Source organism: Alteromonas sp. WD8-37 (assembly GCF_055326825.1).
Genome location: NZ_JBUZOV010000003.1, coordinates 102,011 through 122,357, shown reverse-complemented (window position 1 = coordinate 122,357; position 20,347 = coordinate 102,011). Strand labels below are relative to the sequence as shown.

21 protein-coding genes are annotated in these 20,347 nt (G+C 55.9%); 6 read left to right on the top strand and 15 right to left on the bottom strand.

Translation table 11 applies throughout. From position 1 onward, the window contains the following. The first annotated feature begins 84 nt into the window (after positions 1–84). Positions 85–2,406 carry a Tex family protein gene (locus ACTUJZ_RS09445; protein ID WP_463636059.1) on the top strand — a complete coding sequence of 774 codons (2,322 nt, stop codon included), beginning with the start codon at positions 85–87 and terminating at the stop codon, positions 2,404–2,406. Positions 2,407–2,413: 7 nt separating this feature from the next. Here the strand turns inward: ACTUJZ_RS09445 and ACTUJZ_RS09440 are convergent, their stop codons facing one another. The 3 genes from ACTUJZ_RS09440 to bioH all read right to left on the bottom strand — a co-directional run bounded on the left by ACTUJZ_RS09440 (position 2,414) and on the right by bioH (position 4,364). After that, on the bottom strand, positions 2,414–3,268 hold the full coding sequence (locus ACTUJZ_RS09440) for a putative metalloprotease CJM1_0395 family protein (RefSeq protein WP_463636058.1): 855 nt from the start codon (positions 3,266–3,268) through the stop codon (positions 2,414–2,416). A 3-nt stretch (positions 3,269–3,271) separates the two neighbouring features. After that, a complete protein-coding gene (locus tag ACTUJZ_RS09435) occupies positions 3,272–3,499 on the bottom strand; it encodes a hypothetical protein (protein ID WP_463636057.1) in 228 nt (75 codons plus the stop codon). A gap of 64 nt (positions 3,500–3,563) precedes the next feature. Continuing rightward, entirely contained in the window at positions 3,564–4,364 is an 801-nt protein-coding gene (gene bioH / locus ACTUJZ_RS09430; RefSeq protein WP_463636056.1) for a pimeloyl-ACP methyl ester esterase BioH, read from the bottom strand. Positions 4,365–4,388: 24 nt separating this feature from the next. Here bioH and ACTUJZ_RS09425 point away from each other — a divergent pair, with 24 nt between their 5' ends. Next, positions 4,389–5,099 (top strand): ComF family protein, encoded by a 711-nt coding sequence (locus ACTUJZ_RS09425; RefSeq protein WP_463636055.1) that lies wholly within the window; start codon positions 4,389–4,391, stop codon positions 5,097–5,099. On the opposite strand, the gene ACTUJZ_RS09420 is transcribed toward ACTUJZ_RS09425, so the two are convergent. Next, entirely contained in the window at positions 5,062–7,671 is a 2,610-nt protein-coding gene (locus ACTUJZ_RS09420) for a M14 metallopeptidase family protein (RefSeq protein WP_463636054.1), read from the bottom strand. The genes ACTUJZ_RS09425 and ACTUJZ_RS09420 overlap by 38 nt on opposite strands. 129 nt (positions 7,672–7,800) lie before the next feature. On the opposite strand from ACTUJZ_RS09420, the gene nfuA reads away from it, so the two are divergent. Together nfuA and ACTUJZ_RS09410 are read left to right on the top strand one after the other, a co-directional pair. Next, the gene (gene nfuA, locus ACTUJZ_RS09415; protein ID WP_463636053.1) at positions 7,801–8,379 is read left to right on the top strand and encodes a Fe-S biogenesis protein NfuA; all 579 of its coding nucleotides are present in this window, start codon (positions 7,801–7,803) and stop codon (positions 8,377–8,379) included. Between the two features lie 35 nt (positions 8,380–8,414). After that, on the top strand, positions 8,415–8,672 hold the full coding sequence (locus ACTUJZ_RS09410; protein WP_463636052.1) for a hypothetical protein: 258 nt from the start codon (positions 8,415–8,417) through the stop codon (positions 8,670–8,672). Here ACTUJZ_RS09410 and ACTUJZ_RS09405 read toward each other — a convergent pair. Continuing rightward, complete coding sequence (locus ACTUJZ_RS09405) at positions 8,632–9,909, bottom strand: MATE family efflux transporter (protein ID WP_463636310.1); 1,278 nt, start codon at positions 9,907–9,909, stop codon at positions 8,632–8,634. The two genes, ACTUJZ_RS09410 and ACTUJZ_RS09405, sit on opposite strands and share 41 nt — an antisense overlap. A gap of 93 nt (positions 9,910–10,002) precedes the next feature. Here ACTUJZ_RS09405 and ACTUJZ_RS09400 point away from each other — a divergent pair, with 93 nt between their 5' ends. Then, a complete protein-coding gene (locus ACTUJZ_RS09400) occupies positions 10,003–11,070 on the top strand; it encodes a polysaccharide deacetylase family protein (RefSeq protein WP_463636051.1) in 1,068 nt (355 codons plus the stop codon). Here ACTUJZ_RS09400 and ACTUJZ_RS09395 read toward each other — a convergent pair. Genes ACTUJZ_RS09395 through ACTUJZ_RS09370 form a run of 6 tightly spaced genes read right to left on the bottom strand, consistent with a single transcriptional unit; the run spans position 11,067 to position 15,457 of the window. After that, a complete protein-coding gene (locus ACTUJZ_RS09395) occupies positions 11,067–11,666 on the bottom strand; it encodes a GNAT family N-acetyltransferase (protein WP_463636050.1) in 600 nt (199 codons plus the stop codon). The two genes, ACTUJZ_RS09400 and ACTUJZ_RS09395, sit on opposite strands and share 4 nt — an antisense overlap. Then, positions 11,656–12,321, bottom strand: a complete 666-nt coding sequence (locus tag ACTUJZ_RS09390; protein WP_463636049.1) for an SCO family protein — start codon at positions 12,319–12,321, stop codon at positions 11,656–11,658. The genes ACTUJZ_RS09395 and ACTUJZ_RS09390 overlap by 11 nt, the downstream gene beginning before the upstream one ends. After that, the gene (gene cyoE / locus ACTUJZ_RS09385) at positions 12,318–13,232 is read right to left on the bottom strand and encodes a heme o synthase (RefSeq protein WP_463636048.1); all 915 of its coding nucleotides are present in this window, start codon (positions 13,230–13,232) and stop codon (positions 12,318–12,320) included. The genes ACTUJZ_RS09390 and cyoE overlap by 4 nt, the downstream gene beginning before the upstream one ends. Next, positions 13,216–14,223, bottom strand: a complete 1,008-nt coding sequence (locus ACTUJZ_RS09380; RefSeq protein ID WP_463636047.1) for a COX15/CtaA family protein — start codon at positions 14,221–14,223, stop codon at positions 13,216–13,218. The genes cyoE and ACTUJZ_RS09380 overlap by 17 nt, the downstream gene beginning before the upstream one ends. Before the next feature lie 13 nt (positions 14,224–14,236). Continuing rightward, positions 14,237–14,803, bottom strand: a complete 567-nt coding sequence (locus ACTUJZ_RS09375; RefSeq protein ID WP_463636046.1) for a hypothetical protein — start codon at positions 14,801–14,803, stop codon at positions 14,237–14,239. A gap of 3 nt (positions 14,804–14,806) precedes the next feature. Continuing rightward, positions 14,807–15,457: an SURF1 family protein gene (locus tag ACTUJZ_RS09370; protein WP_463636045.1), complete on the bottom strand. Its 651-nt coding sequence runs from the start codon at positions 15,455–15,457 to the stop codon at positions 14,807–14,809. A gap of 60 nt (positions 15,458–15,517) precedes the next feature. On the opposite strand from ACTUJZ_RS09370, the gene ACTUJZ_RS09365 reads away from it, so the two are divergent. After that, complete coding sequence (locus ACTUJZ_RS09365) at positions 15,518–15,727, top strand: DUF2909 domain-containing protein (protein WP_463636044.1); 210 nt, start codon at positions 15,518–15,520, stop codon at positions 15,725–15,727. Positions 15,728–15,730: 3 nt separating this feature from the next. On the opposite strand, the gene ACTUJZ_RS09360 is transcribed toward ACTUJZ_RS09365, so the two are convergent. From ACTUJZ_RS09360 to coxB, 4 genes are read right to left on the bottom strand one after another with little or no spacing between them, the layout of a single operon-like run. Beyond that, a complete protein-coding gene (locus tag ACTUJZ_RS09360; RefSeq protein WP_463636043.1) occupies positions 15,731–16,609 on the bottom strand; it encodes a cytochrome c oxidase subunit 3 in 879 nt (292 codons plus the stop codon). A gap of 31 nt (positions 16,610–16,640) precedes the next feature. Beyond that, on the bottom strand, positions 16,641–17,222 hold the full coding sequence (locus ACTUJZ_RS09355) for a cytochrome c oxidase assembly protein (protein WP_463636042.1): 582 nt from the start codon (positions 17,220–17,222) through the stop codon (positions 16,641–16,643). 2 nt (positions 17,223–17,224) lie between these two features. After that, the gene (gene ctaD, locus ACTUJZ_RS09350; RefSeq protein ID WP_463636041.1) at positions 17,225–18,841 is read right to left on the bottom strand and encodes a cytochrome c oxidase subunit I; all 1,617 of its coding nucleotides are present in this window, start codon (positions 18,839–18,841) and stop codon (positions 17,225–17,227) included. Between the two features lie 9 nt (positions 18,842–18,850). Further along, on the bottom strand, positions 18,851–19,972 hold the full coding sequence (gene coxB, locus ACTUJZ_RS09345) for a cytochrome c oxidase subunit II (protein ID WP_463636309.1): 1,122 nt from the start codon (positions 19,970–19,972) through the stop codon (positions 18,851–18,853). Positions 19,973–20,347: the final 375 nt, after the last annotated feature.

Below are 20,347 nucleotides of genomic sequence, written 5' to 3'. Positions count from 1 at the left end.
GACGGCCAATTTTTTCAACCCAAGGTGCCTGGCAACGGTCCTGATACCCTGCTGGCATTGTCTTGTTCTGAGTACCGCATTTTCATGAAAATCACACACACTATTGCCGCCGAATTGGCCGTTCAGCCTGCGCAGATTGATGCAGCGGTTGCCTTACTGGACAGCGGCGCGACGGTGCCCTTTATCGCCCGTTATCGTAAAGAAGCCACCCAGGGGCTGGATGATACCCAGCTACGTACCTTAGAGCAGCGCCTGACCTATCTGCGCGAGTTGAACGAGCGCCGCTCGGTGATCCTCAAATCCATTGATGAGCAGGGCAAATTGACACCGGCATTGCAGGCTCAGTTGGAACAGGCCGACAGTAAAACCACGCTGGAAGATTTATACCTGCCGTACAAGCCTCGCCGCCGCACTAAAGGCCAGATTGCCATTGAGGCCGGGCTGGCGCCACTGGCTGAACAGTTGTTTGCCGATGCCAGCCTGGACCCGCAAAGCCTGGCCGGCCAGTTTGTGAACCCTGAGCAAGGCGTGGCTGATGTTAAAGCCGCGTTGGAAGGCGCGCGCTACATCCTGATGGAGCAATTTGCCGAAGATGCCGCGCTGTTAAGCAAAATTCGCCAGTATCTGACAGATAATGCCTTTATCCGCAGCACCGTGGTCAGCGGTAAGGAAAAAGATGCGCAAAAATACAAAGATTACTTTGACCATGGCGAAAAGCTGGCCGCCGTGCCGTCGCACCGGGCCCTGGCCATGTTTCGCGGACGTAACGAAGGTGTGCTGAGCATAGCGCTGGATGCCGATCCCAAGCAGGAAGATGCCCAGGCGCCCTCATACTGTGAAAGCATCATTGCCCAGCATTATTCTATTGCGGAGCGCGGACGCCCGGCCGATGCCTTTTTACAACAAGTAGTGCAGTGGACCTGGAAAATTAAAATCGGCTTACATATGGAAACCGAGTTTTTCAGCCAGCTGCGTGATCGCGCCGAAGAAGAAGCCATAACGGTGTTTGCCAAAAACCTCAATGACTTGCTGATGGCTGCTCCGGCCGGGCCCAAAACCACCATGGGGCTGGATCCGGGCTTGCGTACCGGGGTTAAAGTGGCAGTGGTCGATGCTACCGGCAAGGTGGTAGGCACGAACACCATCTTTCCTCATGCGCCGCAAAAGCAATGGGACAAATCCGCGCGCACGCTGGCCGGGTTATGCAAACAGCACAAAGTGGATTTGATTAGCATCGGCAATGGCACCGGCTCGCGGGAAACCGACAAGCTGGTGGCCGAAATGCTAAAAAATAACCCGGATGTGAAAGCGCAAAAGATCATGGTCAGCGAAGCCGGTGCCTCGGTGTATTCGGCTTCTGAATTAGCCGCCAAAGAGCTGCCCGGCATGGATGTGTCACTGCGTGGCGCTGTCTCCATCGCCCGTCGCCTGCAGGATCCACTGGCAGAACTGGTCAAAATTGAGCCTAAAGCCATTGGCGTGGGCCAGTATCAACATGATGTCAGCCAGAGCAAACTGGGCAAGTCGCTGGACAAGGTGATCGAAGATTGTGTAAATGCGGTGGGTGTGGATTTGAACACCGCCTCGCCGGCCCTGCTTAGCTATGTGTCAGGGCTGAACAAAACCCTGGCGCATAACATCGTGCAATACCGCGATGCCCACGGCGCCTTTGACGGCCGCAAGGGGCTGTTAAAAGTTGAGCGATTAGGGCCCAAGGCCTTTGAACAAGCCGCCGGCTTTTTACGCATCTATCAGGGTACCAACCCGCTGGACAGCTCAGCAGTGCACCCGGAGTCCTACAAGGTGGTGGATGCCATCGCCGGTAAAGCAGATGTTGCAGTGAACGATTTGATTGGCAACACCGAGCTGCTTAAGCGGCTGGCCCCGGAAACCTTTGTCACCGATGAAGTGGGCTTACCCACGGTGCAGGATATTTTGCACGAGCTGGACAAACCAGGTCGGGATCCGCGCCCGGAATTTAAAACCGCCAGCTTTAAAGACGGGGTGGAAACCCTGGCCGACTTGACCCCCGGCATGATCTTAGAAGGGGTGGTGAGCAATGTGGCCAACTTTGGCGCATTTGTGGATGTGGGTGTCCATCAGGATGGCCTGGTGCATATCTCAGCGCTGACCGACAAGTTTATTTCTGACCCGCGCGAAGTGGTTAAAGCCGGCGATATTGTCAAAGTGAAGGTGATGGAAGTGGATGTGGCGCGCAAGCGGATTTCCTTTACCATGCGCCTGGACGACACCCCGGCGCCAGCGAAAAAAGCCGGTGGCGAGAAAAGCAAAAAAGCTGGCGCTGACAAGGGTAAAAAAGCGCGCCCGGCTAAAACGCCGCAACAGGCCAATCAGGCCATGGGTAATGCCTTTGCTGACGCCTTTGCCAAGGCTAAACAAAAATAGCTGAGGCTCAGGCTAAGGCAGAAAAGCCTGCGTCTGAGGGACGACTGGCGGCCTGGTAGGTCGCCGCAATCACCTGGCTGGCGCGAAGGTGCGCGGTTTGTTCAGAAGCATGGGTGTCACGCTGGGTGATGACTTCTTCGCTGGTGGGTGTTACCTGTTGGCTATCGGCAGTTACCTGCTCGCTATTGGCAGCGAACTCTTCTCTTTTGGCCGTGGCTATTTGCTGCGCGGCTTCGGCAGCCACTTTGCGATCCTGGGCTGACGGCTCCGCCGGGGCCAGGGCAGCACGCTGTACCAGTTGCATTTTTTCAATGGTTTGCGCCGGGGTGGCGGCTTTGCTCACATCAATGCTGACTTCACCGTCGGTAACATAGCGTTTGTTATCCGGCCCGGTGGTGTATTCATAACGCGGCGCAGAAGCATACTGGCCGCCCACCGCTGCATGCGCCTGTTCGTGAATACGCACTTCTTTATCCCGCGCTTCCAGTTGAGCAACGTCTTGTGCCTCTTTTTTCGCCTTGCGGGCTTGTTGCTGTTTGTCGTCCGCCTGGTCACGGCCGGCGCTGGCCTGGTCACTGTCATTACCGGGCTGCTCACCCGACTCATCCTGCGCCGCGTTGTCGGCATTGCCACTTTGTTCGGCAGTAGCCTGGCGCTCGGCCATTGGCTGCGGGCGCTCATACACCAGGGCGCTGCCCGGCGGACGTTGCTTTTCACTGTCAGCGCCTAAGCCCTGCCCCTGCGCACCTTGCTCAGAAGCCGGAATAACTTCACGCTGCTGGTTATCCCGGCGCAGCGCTTCGGTATTCGGGTTGACCGTCGGGGCATAGAGCCCGGCCGGCGCCGGCGGGGTGATGTTCACAGATTACACCATGATATCGATGATATGACCGACGGTGCCACTGGCCGCTTCCAGTACCTTGGCATTGGCGGCATGCGCCTGCTCGCCGCTGACCAGGGCCACGGCATTGCTGGTCAGGTTACCTTGCTGACTGGCAATCTGGCTGGCGGCCTGATCCACCTGACTGGTAGCCTGCGCCATGCCGGCCTGGGCCGAGGCAAATGCACTGGCAGGAGAAGAAGAAATTTGCATAGCACCTCCCTTAAGCAAAAACTAATGATTAAGTATTAACCATTCATCAGCAAATGTAAAAAATTTAGCCACATAAAAAGGGCTGATAGCGCAATAGAATGTCAGCGGTTTGCTGGGGATGCGAAATAAACGGGGCGTGCGAGGCACTGGGCAGTACCACTGTATCGGCCTGCGGATGCAACTGGCAAATCAGATCGATGGCCGCTGCCGGCACCAGAGTATCCAGCCGGCCAAAGATGCGTAAGGTAGGCTGGCGGATTTGTGGCAACTGGGCACGTAAGTCCTCATTCCCCAGCAGTGCCAGTGCGGCGGCTACCGCATCGGGTGCCGGGTCTGGATAGGTGGCCACCTGCTGTTTGATATGACGGATATCCTGGCGGGCACTCGGGCTGCCCATGGCCTGAATGGCCAAAAAACGGTCGAGGGTCTTAGCCACACTGGCCTGTAACGACTGACCAAAGTCAGCCAACATCTGTGGCGCGATCCCCGGCCAGCCCGGGCCGGCTATAAAGCGCGGACTTGACGCCAGGGTCACCAGGCCGCTGACCTGCTGGGGTTGAGTCAGAGCCAGTTGCTGTGCCACCAATCCGCCCAGCGACCAGCCTCCCACAATACAGGTTTCAGGCAACGCCGGCGCCACCGCCTCGGCCAGGCCCGCCACGGTATAGTGCGCTGGCTGGTACTGATGATTCTGACCAAAGCCGGGCAGATCGACCAGGGTGACCCGATATTCCTGGCTCAGATGCGGCAGCAAGGAGGCAAATACGCCGCTGTTAACGCCCCAGCCGTGCAGTAAAACCAGATCTTTTCCTGTGCCCTGGGTACGGGTGACGAGCGCGGGGGTGGTGGTATGCTCTACATTCATAAGGTTACCTGTCAGGCGAATTGAATGAATTTTGTATGGCCATCGTGCTGTGTGTTGTGCCAGCAGCCAAGCACGCAGCTGGTTTGCAAATTTTGTACCCGGGACACCGACTTTTTTAGTCACACTGGTGGCCCGACCAATCTGTTGTTGCGCCCGGCGATTGCTCGTCATTTACAGCATCGCCAGCTATGCGCGCTACATGCCTGTGGCTGGTACAGCTGGCCGTTTAGTACCTTGCTTAAACGGCTCAAATTTCAGCATGACCGGCGCGTGGTGCCCACCCTGGCTGACTGGTTTTGCCAGCACCACAATGCGGCCACGCTAGCGCGGCCGCAAGTATTACTGCCGGTACCGCTGGCTGCGGCGCGTTACGGCTACCGCCAGTTTAACCAAGCCGGCGCCCTGGCTCGGGCTTTGAGTGCGCGCACCGGTATCCCAACCTATGCGGCCTGGGCCCTACGGCGCGGTGGCCCGGCCCAGTCCTCGCTGGGCAAGCGCGAACGTGCCGCCAATTTGCGCCAGGCATTCAGTTTACGCGCGCTGCCTCCGGTGAGCCAGCTGGCCATCGTGGACGACATTGTGACCACCGGCAGCACAGCCGATCAGCTAGCCCGGCAAATTCGCCGCCAGCTACCCACGGTGTCCATCCAGCTGTGGGCTATCGCAGTGACCCCGGCGCCGACGCAACAGGCGCAACTTAACGTAAGTGCACCGACTGGTAAATTGCGTTGCTAAGCAACTTGTCAGTACCGCGCCAGTAGCCACGGAACTGAATATTGTCCACAAAGCCGATGACCACCCCGCGGCCGCGCGCCTGCGCCACTACCGCGGCAGAGTTACCAATCAGTTTGGTCAGCTCACTGGCGCTGTACCCAGCCAACAACGGCGCCTGGGTATAGGTCGCCGGGGTGGTAAAGGGTGAGTTGTCGGTGTTCACAATCATGTTGGTGGTTTTAAACATCGGCAACTGGCTTTGCTCATAGCCAAAAAACACCGGGTGAGTGGCATCAATGTCGGCTTCGTATACTGCTCCGGCAATCAGCTTTTTGGCATACAGGTCCTGCTGATCGGCAAACGACAGTGTCTCGGTATCAAACGCCTCGTCAATAGTCTCTTGCTCGACAACTTCCAGATCCAGCCATTGCTGGTCGGCAAACCAGCGCAGCGCAGTACGCTGGCCAATCAGGGTGCCGCCCTGCTTCACCCACTGGTCGATCGCCTCGGTGGTCTTTTTACCCAGCGACGTGTAACGGCCACTGGCTACGATGATATGGGTATAGTCGGTCAGCGCCAGGCTGGCCAGGCGATGGGTTTCCACCAAAGTGGGCGCGATGCCTACCCGGGTATCCAGGTAATGCCAGATTTCGCCCACATCGTATTCGCGGCTGCCACGGCCGCCCACCAACAACACTTTGGGCTCTTTGATCGGTTGCATATCGCGGCTGCCAAGATCGATGCCGCTGGTGGTATGGCCTGAGGCAATAGCATACACCGGCACCTCCAGGTCTTGCTGCACCTGCTTAAGCAACTCGGCCAGGTTGTCTGGCTGCGCCAGCCCGGTGGGGATGACAATGGTGCCAGCGGCAAAATCATGTTGCTTGCCCTGCGCGGTGGTCGCCGTAAAGGCTTTACCGGCGGAGCGCAGCATTACATCTTGCTCTAATAACCGCTGCACCGCGGCCGGCGTATAATAATGGCGCCAATCCAGCGTATAGGCATAACTTTGCGCCGGCACGTCGGCCAGGGTAGTTTTAGCCGGCGCGCTACCGGTTTTCAGGCGGCCATCGCGACGCTTAGGCAGTGCTGCATAGTTCAGGTTAAATGCCAGTGGCAAATTCCAGTTAGACACATCATAAAAGGTGTTATCGACAAAATTGGTGCGGGTCGAAAACAGCGATTTGATCAGCCGGTATTTGGGCTGATTGTTGGTGACAAATACCGCTTCGCCGGCTTCAAAGTTGTGCTCATCCCAGCTCAGTGCATCGCTTAACCAGGCGTACTCGATGCCGTGTTGCTCCAACAGGCTTAGCATGGCGTCAAAGCGCGCGTGATCAGCCGGGCGGGCCATCACATAGCCGGCAGTGTCATCTTTATCGATAAGTTTTTGCGTGTTGTCGGCAAAGTCTTTTTGGTATTGCAGCAAGGCGGGCTTGTTGGCCAGCGAGCCAGCAAAGGTGGATAACGAGGTGGTCACCTGATTTTGGATGGTGTCAGCAAACGCCAGCGGCCCATTGATAGAATCCTGCAAATGGCCACGACTACTGGCTTGTTCAAACAAGATCCCGATACTGCCCAGCGCATCCGGGTAAGAGGAGCCTTTGCCGTAATAAAAATCATCAAAGCCTTCTTCTGAAAAATACAGCTGGCCTTGCTGATCAAACGCATCGATATGAAATTTGGCCAGCGCCTCGGTCAGGGTCACATTGCCCTGCGGAGTATTCGGGTTTTTGCGACTAGGCACACCGGGCTGGAAAAAATACGTGCTGTTGGTGCCCATCTCATGAAAGTCGGTCACCACATGGGGGCGCCAGCGTTGCATCTGAGTAATCCGTGCGCGGGATTCTGGGTGAGTTAACAACAACCAGTCACGGTTTAAATCAAACCAGTAATGGTTGGTACGCCCGGATGGCCAGCCTTCGCGATGCTCACGGTGGGCCGGATCGGCAGCCAGTTGCTTGCCCTTGTGCATATTGGCCCACTGGGCAAAACGCGACAGCCCGTCAGGATTAAACGACGGGTCCAGCAGTACCACATTGTTGGCCAGCAAGTCATTGACCGCCTGGCTGTTGCCGGCAGCCAGATAATAAGCAATCAGCATAGAGGCATTGGCCCCGGACGGCTCATTGCCGTGAATGCTGTAGCCCATGTACAAAAACAGCGGTGCATCCTGGTCGACCCGACCGCGTTGCAGCCGGTCGAGATGGGCCTGGCGCCATTGCGCCACCTTGGGCTGGTTGTCGGCTGCGGTAATGGTCAGTAATAACAACGGGCGGTTTTCATGTGTGCGACCGGTCTCCTGAATCGACACCCGATTAGATTGTTCAGCCAGCAACCGCATATAGCCGGCCAACTGGTCATGCCGTACATGCCAGGTGCCGACATTGGCGCCCAGATAGGCTTCCGGGGTGGTGATAGCATCATCATAGCGAGTGTCAGCCGGTAAAAAGGCGGCAGCTGGCTTGCCCTGCCCGTCATCGGCAGAGATTTTGTCAATCACCGCCAGGGCCGGGTTGCAAAATATCAGGGTCAGCACCATAAACAGGGTACGGCGCCAGATGGCAGTTTGTATGTTATACACAGTTGGCATACAGAGTTTCCGTTCTAATCTTCAACACATAAATTGGCCTGATTGGTAAAATGCATCAATACTTGACTGTTTTACTCAGGTAAATTTGTTATTATATCGTCCAAATACGATTCGACGCAGGACAGAGTTATGATCACTATATCAGAAGACGCTCAGGCACATTTTGCAAAATTGCTGGACAAACAGGAATCTGGGACCAACATCCGGGTTTTTGTAATTAACCCCGGCACGTCGTCGGCTGAGTGCGGTGTGTCATATTGCCCGCCTAATGCCGTAGAAGATAATGATCTTCGCTTTGAGTTTAACGGTTTTGATGCCGTGGTGGACCAGGAAAGTGCGCCCTATTTGGAAGAAGCGGAAATTGATTATGTCACCGACCAGATGGGTTCACAGCTCACCCTGAAGGCGCCCAATGCCAAGGCACGTAAGGTGCCGGATGATGCGCCGCTGGTGGAGCGGGTCAACTATATGATTGAGTCAGAAGTGAACCCGCAGCTGGCCAGTCATGGCGGCCAAGTGGTACTGACGGAGATCACCGAAGATGGCTATGCGGTACTCCAATTTGGTGGTGGCTGTAATGGTTGTGCCATGGTCGATGTGACCTTAAAAGAAGGCATCGAAAAACAGATGCTGGAAGAGTTTGCCGGCGAGTTGAAAGGTGTGCGTGATGCTACTGAGCATACTGCTGGTGAGCACTCTTATTACTAAGGCGGGCGTACGCGCCTGCTCGGCCGATTAAGACGATGCGTGCCTCCTGGCGGGCCGCCCTCACCGATAGCACCCGCTGCTGGCAGCGCTTTGTCAGTGGCCTGGTTGGCTTTATGCTCAGTGCCGCGCTATTGGTAGTGGCCGGCCCTTATCATGCGTTAGTATACTGGCTTAGTCTAACCCTGCTGCTGGCCAGTTTTGCGCTGGCTATGAGCGGCTATGCCGGTCTATTCTGGCAGCGCCTGACCCGCTTTAATTCGATGAAGAAGCCAGCAAGGCGTGACGAGCCTTGAGCCGGTAAAATACTGCTGCCAGGCTCACCCCGCGGGCCAGCAAAAAGGCCAGCAGGGCATACCACAACGCCGGATTGCCCTGTTCTTTGGACAGCCACCACACCGGAAAAAATACTCCCAGCGCACACAGTAGCATGGTATCGCGCATGGCCTGCGAGCGTGTGAGGCCAACAAACACGCCATCGAACAAAAAGCACCAGTGGCCCACCAGGGGCAGGATCACCATCAGCGGCAGATAGGGTAAGGCGGCTTGGTGTAAGGCACTGATGTCGGTCAATAACCCAATTATTTGCGGCCCGGCAACCCAGAACATCACCGCATAGACCAGCGCAAAGCCACAGGACCACATCAGTCCGCGCCGAGTGTGCTGGCTAACTTGCTCGGCACTGCGCCGGCCCGCCGACTCCCCTACCAGCGCTTCCACAGCATAAGCGATGCCATCCAGGCCCAGCGCGATCAGCACAAAAAACTGCATTAAAATAGCATTGACCGCGGCCGCAGTTTCACCATAGCGGGCACCCTGCAGGGTTAAAAATGCCAGACACAGCTGCAGTGCCAGATTCCGCGCCAGCATGTTGCCGTTCAGGCGCAGCAGGATGCGCCGGGCCGCGGCATTAAACCAGGCCAGTTGCGGCGGATAACCGCGGCAGGTCAGCAGGCCGAGTACCGCAGCGCCGAAGGCCATGCTGTATTCGGCAATGACACTGGCCAGCGCGACACCGTCCACCGACATGTTGAGCCCCAGCACAAACCACAAATCCAGCCCGGCATTGAGCAGATTGCCCACAATCTGGATCAGCATGACCGCCCGGGTGCGTTGCTGGCCGACCAGCCAACCGACCAGCGCCAGATTTAACATGGCTGCAGGCGCGCCCCACACCCGTACCGAAAAATACGCACTGACATGTTCACCGACCTGCGGGTTAGGATCCGCCAGAGTAAGACCGGCCCACAAGATGGGGGATTGCAGCACCAACACCAATGCCCCTAATATCACCGCGATGAGGCTGGTTTGATAAAATACTTTAGCGCGGGCCGGCGCAGCATCAGCCTGGCCGCGGGCTTGTGCACTTAAACCGGTGGCTGACATACGTAAAAAGCCGCACACCCAGTAAATCTGAGTCAGGATCAGTGCGCCGATGGAGGCGCCGGCCAGCATCGCGGCTGAATCCATATGCCCCATAACCGCCGTATCCACCAGGCCCAGTAAGGGTGTGGTAATATTGGCCAGAATCATGGGCAAGGCCAGACTGAGCATTTGCCAGTGCGCAGCAGCACCGGTCAGCGGTTTGGGATTTGTCACAATGTTTAAGTTTTTCAGGGAGTTTTCATGAAGTGTACCATGTTACGCCGGCTCGTCACCGGGCTTGTGGTATGGCTTGGCGCCAGTCTGCCGGCCCAGGCAGCCCCCAGCCCCAACGCGGCTATTCTGCTGTATCATCATGTGTCTACTGAGACACCGGCCAGCACCAGTATTGCGCCGGAACAATTTGCTCAGCATTTGGCGTATCTGGATAAGCATCACACTGTGCTGCCGCTTACCGAGGTGGTCAGCGCGCTACAAAATGACCGCGCGCTGCCGGATAATGCAGTGGCCATCACCTTTGATGACGGGTTTGAAAATATTCTGACCAATGCACACCCGCTGCTCAAACAATACGGCTTTCCTTACACCATCTTTATCAATCCAGATACCATCGGGGCACGCCAGGACCAGCTCAGCTGGGATCAGGTACGCCACATGGCCAAACAAAATGTGACCTTTGCCAACCACACGCTGGACCATCTGCATATGCTGGCGCAGCCTGATGGCGAGTCGCAATCCACCTGGTTGGCACGGGTGTGGGGCAATGTGCAGCAGGCCCAGCAAAAGCTGGAAAAGGAGCTGGATGCACCGCTTAAGATGCTGGCCTACCCGTTTGGCGAGTACAACAACGCATTAGCTGACAAGGCCGAAGCAGCCGGCTATGTCGCATTTGGCCAGCACTCCGGCCCGGTGGGCCCACACTCTGATTTACGCGCGTTGCCGCGGTTTGCTGCCGCCGGCCCGTATGCCAAGCTTGATAGTCTGCGTACCAAGCTGACCAGTCTGGCCATGCCAGTCACCGCCAGCAGCATGGCCGATCCTCAGCTTGCCCATGATGATAATCCTAAGCAGCTGACCCTGACCCTAGCCGGGGAGGATGTACAGCATGCTCAGCTGAGCTGTTATTACAATGGTGAGCGCTTATCGGTGACAGGGGGTAGCCAAAAGGTAACCGTGGATTTGCCGGCCCGATTGCCGGTGGGACGTTCGCGGGTGAATTGTACCGCGCCATCAAAACAGGCCAGTGGCCGCTATTATTGGTATTCACAGCCGTTTTTCCGGCCGGCGGAAGATGGCCGTTATCCGGATTAAGCGGCTGGCGCGACGCCTCGGCCCATCTGAATAAAATAGGCCAGCGCCTGGCGTTCGGTAAACCCCTGGGCGGTGTAAAAACGCAGGGCCCGGGTGTTGGATTTGTGGACATCCAGCACCAGCGATAATTTGTGCCGTTGCCGGGCCTGCTGTTCCATATGCGCTAGCAAGGCGCTGCCAACGCCCATCCGGCGATGAGCCCGATCCACCGCCAGATGGCCCACTGCCAGCTCTTTGACCAGGGGCGGATGCAAGGCTGCGGTCACCTGCTGGCTACGCATGATCACATCCATGCTGGCATCCAGCCCGTAAAACGCAGTGATAGCGGCCAGGGTCTGGCGGTCAAAATCTGCCGGAAGCTGATCATGCCAGCCTGTGACCAGGCCCACCACCTCGCCCTGATACAGCGCCACCCAATGATTATCAGCCCCGTACTGGCCATAACGATGCTGCCAGGCCGCGCGTAAAAATGTCTGCGCCTGGGCGGTTTCACCCCGGCCAAAAATGGGCACCAGCAGGTCGCCTGCGGCCAGCATCAATAACGCCACTGCCGCATCGGCATCCGCCACCCGGGCGGGCCGGATATCAATTTTCATGCTGGTAATAGTCAATCAGTTTAGGCAGGTCAATCAGAATATGCTTAGGATTGGCGATGCTGACCCGGCCGGGCGTGGCTTCAGGCTTGAAGCGGCCCACCAGTCGCCCTTGCGGATCCAGCACCGCCACCGACCCGCTGTGATCCACCAGATAGCTGTCTTGCTCGGTACTTTCAGGCATCGAATACATCAGCCCCAGGCTGCGCACAAACGGAAAAAGCTGAGCATGCGGCGCACTGGCGGCAATAAATGCATCATTAAAATGCTGTTTATAACTTGCCAATCGCTCGGCGGTATCACGCTGCGGGTCCACCGACACAAACATGACTTTTACCGGAGCCTCACTGTCGAGTTGTTGTAATTGCGGGTAAATACGGTTGAGCGCAGCCATGGTGGCCGGGCAAATATCCGGGCAAAAGGTGTAGCCCAAGAACAGTAAGGTCCACTGCTGCTGCAGATCGGCCAGGGTAAACTGGCTGCCGTCAGCGCGCTGCAGAGAAAAATCCGGCAGCGGGCGGCTTTCAGGGTAGGCTTGAAAATACACATACTCAGGCTCAAAGGGCGGGACTTTTGACGGCGCCACTTCAATGGCCGCCCATATACCGCCTAAAAAAGCCACCACCAGGACAATGCCTACCACACTTGTTTGTTTCATAAGGTTACCGGTACGTAATGATCCACCAATAAAGCCACAAACAATAGCATGAGATGCACTATGGAAAAACGAAAGGTGCGCATGGCCCAGCGCGGATCATCTGATACTTTTAACTGCCAGGCATACCCGACAAACAGCAGGTTGAGCACACTGGACGCCAGTAGATACACCATCGATGTCATGCCCACCAGATACGGCAGCAAACATACCAGGGTCAGCAACACGGTGTAGCTTAAAACCATGGTACAGGTAAACCCAATGCCATGGGTGACCGGCAACATGGGAATGGCCGCGCGGGCATAATCTTTTTGCCGGTGCACAGCCAGCGCCCAAAAATGCGGCGGAGTCCAGGTGTACACAATCAACACCAGCAGCAGCGCATGGGCATGCACCTCACCGGTAATGGCCACCCAGCCCAACAGTGGCGGAGCGGCGCCGGCCAGCCCGCCTATCACAATATTTTGGGGTGTGGCGCGCTTTAAATACAGGGTATAGATACCGGCATAGCCCACCAACGAGGTCAGGGTCAGCCAGGCTGTGAGTGGGTTGACCCACACCAGTAACACTGCCATGCCAAGCGTGCCCAGCACCCCAGCAAAGATGACCGCCTGGACCGGCGTGATACTGCCACTGGCCACTGGTCGATGATAAGTACGGGCCATCTGGCGATCGATCTGTTGATCCAGCACATGGTTACACACCGCCGCACTGGCCGCCAGCAGGCCAATCCCGGCCAGCCCCGCCATTACCCGCTCCAGCGGCAGTCCATCGGGGGTGGCCAGACACATGCCCACCAGGGCGGTGAGCAGCAACAGCAGCACCACATTGGGCTTGGTCAGGGTGTAATAAGCGCGCCAGCCTGGCCGGGCTGTTATTCCGGCAGCATGGGAAGTATCAGCCAGTTTGCTCATGCTCGCCTCCTGATGCGCGCTGCATCATCGACAGATAATAGGTGATCCACACCATCACCATCAGTAAACAGGCCGCCACAAAGTTGTGGGCCACTGCCACGGTCAGCGGCAGGCTCATTACTACATTGCTGATCCCCAGCAGCACCTGCGCCACCAGCACCACAATTAACGCCCCCCCGGCGGTATTCATCAGCCGCGAATGTAAGCGCAGCAGCGCAATGCCTAAGGCTAGTAAATAAATAAAGGTGACCAGCGCGCCGGCACGGTGCACCACATGCATGGTCATGCGCGCGGTATAATCATGTACGCCAAATTCATAATTGTCGGCATACGGCACACTGTAAGCAGCCGGCAGATTTAACTGGCTCCACCACTGCCCTTCACAAACCGGGAAGTTGGTACAGGCTAAAGCAGCATAGTTGGCCGAGGTCCAGCCACCCAGCGCAATCTGGCAGGCCAGGATCAGCATGCCCACGATGGCAAAGGCACTCATGCGCCGGGCCGATTTGAGCCGTTCCCGACATTGGATGGGGTGCAGCCGCAAATGCAGGATAAACAGGCACATCAGCACACTAAAGCCTCCCAGCAGATGGCCCATTACCACCACCGGCAGCAGGTTTAATGTCACTGTCCACATCCCCAGCGCCGCTTGAAACACCACCAGCGCACATAAAAATAATGGCAGACCGGGGGGCATGGCAGGGTTGCGTTGATACACGGCCAACCCGGCAATCACAAAAATCAGCACACCCAGGGCGCCGGCAAAATAGCGGTGGATCATCTCACTCCAGGCTTTGCTGGCCTCCAGTGGCCGCTCTGGAAAGGCACTGTTGGCCTGAGCGACCTTGTCAGTACCGGTGGGCACAAACAGTTCCCCATAACAGCCCGGCCAGTCCGGACAGCCTAACCCGGCATCGGTAAGCCGTGTATAAGCACCCAGTACAATCACCACTACGGCTAGCAATAAACTGCAAAACACCAGCTTTTTCATACGCGACTCCCGGTCATCCAATCCGTGATAATTTCAACAGCTTTTTGACATCCGCCAGCATATCGCGGCTATCCATAATGGCAGTCTGGCGGTCCTCAGAGATGGTGTAGCGCAGCATGGCATTATTTAAGGTATCCACCAGGTACACGGTGTTTTGGCCAAAGCGAGTCAGTCGTGCATCGGTAGGCTGTTCTGCTGCAGCCACCAGCCTGACCTGCGCATCGGCGCGTAAACGCGCCACCATGGCCGGATTACTGGCCGGGTTCACCACGACGGTGGCCTGGGCCCGCTCAGACTCCCGTCCCAGGGCCTGCCACACCTGGTGAATGCTGTACAACGCATTTTCACAGGCGCTGTCGCAGCTTGCCGGCAGGTGATAGACCAGGCGCCATTTGGGTGGCTGAGTCGACAATGCTGCTGAAAAGTCCATCACCGGCTGTATCAGCTCCCCATGATTGGTAGAGGCCCGGTTAAACCAGTCGTTTTCCAGTGCCACCTTGGCCAGCAGTACTGGCACTACAAAAGCGGCCAGGATGCCAAATGACGTCAGGCGTTTGGTGGTTTTTGTAGGCTGGGTCATGGGTTACCTCCGATAAACATAAATAAACAGGGCGATGAATGAGGCCGCCAGTGCCAGGCCAAACCATTGAATGGCATAGCCCAGATGTTTTTCCGGGGACATCACCACGGGCTGCCAGTTGCGGACAAACTGCGCCGACGGGTCGGTCAGTTGCACCACGTAGGGTTGTAATTGGGTGTCACTCAGCGTAGCCACGGCGTCGATATCCAGTTGCTGGAGCACAGTGGCTGGCGGGGTCAGGCCGGTGGTGGTTTCACTGACCACCGGGTTGTGGCCGGGCACCGCAATCACGCCGGTAGCGCTTTCTAAGGTTTGCGGCAGCGTGACAGCGGGTAGCTGATGACGGTAAGGCGGCGCCGCCACCCAGCCAAAGTTGACCACTACCGGACCTGCTGCGGTGAGATAGGTAGCCACCACCGCATACCCTACCTGGCCTTGCTCAATTTGATTGTCGATAAGAAACAGGCTGGTATCCTGGCGGCTGCCGCTGAATTGCACCGGAAAATCCCGCACATCGGTGTTGGCTGGCAACGCCGCCAAAGAGATTGGCGCGGCGGCGCTTTTTTGCGCTATGCTAGCCAAACGCTGTTGTTTTTGTTCCATGCGGTCCAGTTGCCACAGGCCCAGGCTGACCATGGTGCCAATTGCCAGCACAACGAGCAGCCCGGCTAAGCAGCGGGGCAGCCAGCCGGGTTTGCGAGAAAGGATGGACTGATGATTATCAAGGTTATTGTGGTGGGGCTGCTGATCTACATGGTGATCAATTTGTTTCTGGCCATGCGCGTCATGATGAAAAACGACCCCAACGGGCAGCCCATGAGCAAGTACATTGGTCGCCGGGTGCTGACTTCGGTGTGCATCATCGTATTGATTCTGCTTGCGGTTGCCACTGGACTGATTCACCCTAACCCCCGGCCCTATTGAGTCTTACAACACGTAGACAAAAATAAATAGCATCACCCACACCACGTCGACAAAGTGCCAGTACCAGCTGCCGGCCTGAAACGCAAAATGGTTTTCGGGGGTGAAGTGGCCCTTGAGCACCCTAAAAAATAGCACCATCAAAATAATGGTTCCCAGGGTCACATGCATGCCGTGAAAGCCGGTCAGCATAAAAAAGGTATTGCCGTAAATTCCTGACTGCAAAGTCAGGCCCAGATCCCGGTAGGCATGAACGTACTCTTCCACCTGTAAATACAAAAAGGCACAACCTAGCAGAATGGTTGCTCCCAGCAGCCAGGTCAGTTGTTTACGTTTGTTTTTTTCCAGCCCGACATGGGCGTAGTGCAAGGTGACCGAGGACACCAGCAGGATTAAGGTATTAATAGTGGGAAGCCCGCCAGGGCCCATGGCCTGGGTGGAGGTCCCATCCGGGGTAGTCAGCAGCGGCCAGATAGCCTGAAACTCCGGCCATAATACCGCGTTGGTCATGGCATTGTTGGAGGCGCCACCCAGCCAGGGCACCGCAATGGTACGGGCATAAAACAAAGCACCAAAAAAAGCGGCAAAAAACATCACTTCTGAAAAAATAAACCAGGCCATGCCCTGGCGATAGGAGCGCCCTAGCTGGTCGCTGTACAGGCCGGCCATCGACTCATCAATCTGATTTTTAAACCAGCCGACAATCATCACCAGCAATATCAGCATGCCGGCGGCCAGGATATACCCGCCATAGCCATCGGTATCGCGGGTGGATTCAATCACTACATTGGCCGCCCCCACCGCAATAAGAAATAGCGCCACCGCCCCGACAATCGGCCAGGGACTCTGGGCGGGCACATAGTATTTTTCGTGGGACTGTGACATGACTTTCTCCATCCGGCTCGCTCCGTTGCAGTTAATCGCCCTGAGCCGTGCGGTTCAGGTAAGGATTAGGTTGGGCGTCTAAAGAATCCGCCCGCTCAGTGACATCAAACAGCGTGTATTGCACAGTAAAATAGGTGATCTCTGCCGGTAGTGCCGGGTCGACATAAAACGACATGGGCATAGTGGCCTGGTCGCCAGCAGCCAGCGGTTGCTGGTTAAAGCAAAAACATTCGGTTTTATTCAGATACAGCGCAGCTTCGCCCGGTGAGACCGAGGGGATGGCCTGGGCAACAAAATCTTTGCGCATGGGGTTACGCACAAAAAACTCCACCGTGCTGAGCTGGCCCGGGTGGACTTTGATGCGTTGAGTATTGGCCCGGAACTCCCACGGCATGCCGGTATGGGTGCGGGTCAAAAACTCCACCGTGATTTCGCGGCTGGTGTCGACCACCGGCGCATCGTACACCGCCGCGTTGGCGCTGGTTTTGCCATTGATGCCGGTGAGATCGCAAAACACGTCATACAAGGGCACCAACGCAAAGCCAAAGCCAAACATGCCGATGACAACAATCACCAGCCGCAGCACCAGGGTGTGGTTGCTGGCAGTGGCCATGGCTATTTCACCACCGGCGGCGTTTCAAAGGTGTGGTACGGTGCCGGCGACGGAATTTCCCACTCCAGCCCTTCCGCGCCTTCCCACACCCGGTCACTGACCGGCTCGCCCTGTTTGCGGCAGGCCTGGATCACCAGCGCTAAAAAGATGAATTGGGACAGCCCAAAGGCAAACCCGCCGATGCTGATCCACTGATTGTAATCAGCAAATTGCAGTGAGTAGTCAGGGATCCGCCGTGGCATACCGGCCAGCCCGACAAAGTGCATGGGGAAAAACAACACATTGACCGAGATCAGCGAGCACCAAAAATGCCATTTGGCCAGACCGATGTTAAACATGCGCCCGGTCCACTTCGGTAGCCAGTAATACACGGCCGCCATGATGGAAAAGATAGCCCCGGTGACTAGTACATAGTGAAAATGGGCTACCACAAAGTAGGTATCATGGTACTGAAAATCCACCGGCGTAATAGCCAGCATCAGCCCGGACAAGCCGCCAATGGTAAATAACACGATAAAGGCCAGGGCGAAGAGCATCGGCACTTCAAAGGTCATCGAACCGCGCCACATGGTGGCCACCCAGTTAAACACCTTGACCCCGGTGGGTACCGAAATCAGCATGGTGGCAAACATAAAAAACATTTCCATGTACACCGGCATGCCGGTGGTAAACATGTGGTGGGCCCACACAATGAACGACAAAAAGGCAATGGAGGCGGTGGCGTACACCATAGAGGCATAGCCAAACAACGGCTTGCGGGCAAAGGTAGGAATGATGTGCGAGATAATGCCAAATGCCGGCAGGATCATGATGTAAACTTCGGGGTGACCAAAGAACCAGAAAATATGCTGGAACATCACCGGATCGCCACCGCCGGCGGCATCAAAAAAGCTGGTGCCAAAAAATTTATCCGTCAGCACCATGGTGACCGCCCCGGCCAGCACCGGCATCACCGCAATCAACAAAAAGGCGGTAATCAGCCAGGTCCATACAAACAGCGGCATCTTCATCCAGGTCATGCCCGGTGCGCGCATATTAAAGATGGTTACGATGACATTGATAGCGCCCATGATGGAGGAGATCCCCATGATGTGCACCGAAAACACAAACAGGGCTGTGCTGTCATTGCTGTAGGTGGTCGACAATGGCGCATAGAAGGTCCAGCCAAAGTTGGGGCCGCCGCCTTCGGTAAACAACGATGCCAGTAAGATGGTAAAGGCAAAGGGCAGGATCCAGAAGCTCCAGTTATTCATGCGCGGCAGCGCCATATCCGGCGCGCCAATCATCATCGGCACCAGCCAGTTAGCCAGCCCGACAAAAGCAGGCATGACCGCGCCAAATACCATGATGAGCCCGTGTACCGTGGTCATCTGGTTGAAAAAATCAGGCTCCACAATCTGTAAGCCGGGTTGGAACAATTCAGCCCGGATCACCATGGCCATGGCGCCACCGGTTAAAAACATGATGAACGAGAACCATAAATACAGGGTGCCGATGTCTTTATGGTTGGTGGTCAGCAACCAGCGCATGATCCCTTTGGGAATATGATGCTCATGATGGTCATCATGGGCATCCGCGCCGTGTGCATCGGTTGTTGGATGTTCAGAAACATTGGCCATGCTGCGCTCCTATTGCCCTTTGTTAAATGCGTCGATATCTTTTGGCTGCACCAGCTCACCGGTGTTATTGCCCCAGGCATTACGCTCGTAGGTGATCACCGCCGCCAGCTCTTTGAGCGAAAGCATCTTGCCAAAGGCCTGCATGGCGGTACCGGTTTTGCCATTAACGACGATGTCGATATGGCCCTGCATATCTTCCAGTGCCATCTTGCTGCCTTTGAGAGCCGGGAAGGTGCCTTTGAGGCCCTCACCATTTGGCATATGACAGGCTGCACAGGTGGCGTTGTAGACTTTTTCACCCACGCTCATCAGTTCATCCTTGCTCATGTTCATGGCTAGCAGACGTTGCTCTTCTTCTTTGGCTTTTCGCAGACGGGCCTGCTCCTGATCCATCCAGCTGGCAAACTCGGCCGGCTCTTTGGCAATGACCACAATGGGCATAAAGCCATGATCCTTGCCGCACAGCTCAGCGCACTGGCCGCGGTATAACCCCGGCTCGTTAACCTTGGTCCAGGCTTCGTTGATAAAGCCGGGGTTGGCATCTTTTTTCACCGCAAAATCCGGTACCCACCAGGAATGAATCACATCGTCTGAGGTAATCAAAAAGCGCACTTTCTGACCGGTGGGGATAACCAGCGGCCGGTCCACTTCGAGTAAATAATTTTCATTTTTTTCAAAGCGATTGCTGATCTGCTCACGCTGAGTCGCCAGCAGCGAATAAAACTCCACATCCGAATCCATGTATTTGTAATGCCACTTCCATTGCGATCCGGTCACCAGTACAGTCATGTCCGGCTCTTGCGTATCTTCCATGGCGATCAGGGTTTTGGCCGCCGGTACCGCCATAAAGACCAGAATCAAAAATGGCACCACAGTCCAGGCAATCTCGACTTTGACACTTTCATGAAATTTGGCCGGTTCAGCGCCACGGGATTTGCGGTGCAGATACATGGAGACAAACATCACTCCAAACACCACCACGGCAATCACCACGCAGATATAAAACATCAACATGTGCAGGTCATATACCTGGCCACTGATGTCCGTCACCCCTCTGCGTAAGTTGATTTGCGATGGCTGATCGGTTTGTGCCTGCGCCAGGGCTGTAACAAAAAGTGTTCCCAGAGCCATCATTACGATACTTGCGAGCTTGTTCACTCCACACCTCCGTGATGGACGGTGATTGATGGCTATGGCCGCCGCCAATCCCGCGATATTGTGTGATCTTTTCCGTACCAGATCTTTTTATGTGGTTGTTATTTTTATGTTAATAACGGTATAAGAATTAAACAAATAAATCGCCGAGTCTAGTGTTTTAATTAAAATTTGTTTAAAAAATTAGCAAGTAACTGAATTAAGGCTGGTCTTAAAGGCTTCGCAAGAATGTGGCAAAGGCGGTGCGACAAAGATGTCGGTCGACAAGAAGATAATCAAAAAGGAACAACTGGTACTGATAATGACACAGACAAACTAAGCATCATTAGGTCCGAGGCATCAGTGGGGCAA